Annotated in this window: 2 protein-coding genes and 1 pseudogene; all 3 read left to right on the top strand. The window is 36.8% G+C overall.

Annotated elements, in window-relative coordinates; all coding sequences use genetic code 11:
* Positions 1 to 134, top strand: a pseudogene (locus CSV79_RS17245) (ring-cleaving dioxygenase); the annotation flags it as partial.
* Positions 135 to 174: 40 nt separating this feature from the next.
* Complete coding sequence (locus tag CSV79_RS16490) at positions 175 to 780, top strand: flavin reductase family protein (protein WP_099690119.1); 606 nt, start codon at positions 175 to 177, stop codon at positions 778 to 780.
* Between the two features lie 156 nt (positions 781 to 936).
* Complete coding sequence (locus tag CSV79_RS16485; RefSeq protein WP_099690118.1) at positions 937 to 1,461, top strand: YceI family protein; 525 nt, start codon at positions 937 to 939, stop codon at positions 1,459 to 1,461.
* Positions 1,462 to 1,463: the final 2 nt, after the last annotated feature.

Genomic DNA, 1,463 nt, shown 5'->3' with positions numbered 1-1,463 from the left:
AACCGTATGAAACGGTAGGGGAAATCTTGTCGTTACCGCCATTCCTTGAAGGGGAAAGGAAACAAATTGAAGCATCAGTAAGACCAATCGACACAGTACGTAGCACACTTAAAATTGAAAAAGAGTATTTGTAATTTTAATGAAAAACTTTGAGTACTAAAGGGGCTGAATCTATTGATTTCGATTGATCCGACAAAAAATAGTGAACGAGATAATTACAAACTTCTTATTGGTTCTATCATTCCAAGACCTATTGCCTTTGTCACAACCCAATCCGAGGACGGCATCGTCAATGGTGCGCCATTTAGCTATTTCAATATTGTTTCATCCAACCCACCAATGGTTTCACTAGCTATTCAGAGACCTACTGAACACCTAAAAGATACTGCTCGAAACATTTATAATACTAAGCAATTTGTGGTGCATATTGTGGATGATGAGAATGTGGCGAAAATTAATGAAACAGCTGCTTCATTACCAGCAACAGAAAGTGAAATTGAATTGGCGAATTTAACACTTGTACCGAGTGAAGATGTATCTGTTCCCGGAGTGAATGAAGCGAAAGTTCGCATGGAATGCAGACTTGTCCAAGCGATACCTTTAGGTGGGGATGGTCCCGGTAGTGATTTGTTCATTGGAGAAATTGTTCGCTTTCACATGGATGAAAAGATTTATGAGGATGGGCGGATCGATCCAAGAGGTCTAAATGCTATCAGTCGTTTAGCGGGCTCTAGCTATGCAAAAGTTGGCGAAATTTTTTCTATCGAAAGACCAAAGTAATGAATTGCAAAGAGTTGAGTAAACTAAAAGGAATATATGAATGCACTTGATAAGTAAATAAATTCAATTCCATATGTAATTAAATCATATATATTGAATTCGAGATAGTTGTAGTGTATGATATATTTAATACTTAATAAAGAGGAGAGTTTTAACATGACAAAATGGAACGTAGATGCAGCGCACACAAATGTAGGTTTTTCAGTTAGACATATGATGGTTTCAAATGTAAAAGGTAGTTTCACTGGGATTGAAGGTTCTGTTACTGGAGATCTAGAAAATTTAACGGAAGCTAAAATTGATTTCAAAATTGATGTCAACACAATTAATACAAATAATGTAGACCGTGATAACCACCTTCGTTCGGATGACTTTTTCGCGGTAGAATCGTATCCGACTATTACATTTGATTCAACTGAAATTGTTAAAACAGGAAAAGACACGTACGATGTAACAGGGGATCTTACGGTTAAAGACGTTACGAAGAAAACAACATTTAAAGTAACTCGCACTGGATCTGGAAAAAATCCTTGGGGTGTAGACGTAGTTGGTTTTGAAACGGAAACAAAGATTTCTAGAAAAGAATTTGGTCTAACTTGGAACCAAGCGTTAGAAACAGGCGGCGTACTAGTAGGCGATGATATTAAAATAATGGTAGAACTTCAAGTCAATCCAGCATAATG

The sequence above is a fragment of the Sporosarcina sp. P13 genome (assembly GCF_002743055.1).
In the GTDB taxonomy this organism is placed as follows: Bacteria; Bacillota; Bacilli; order Bacillales_A; family Planococcaceae; genus Sporosarcina.
This window is presented reverse-complemented; position numbering and strand designations above follow the sequence as displayed.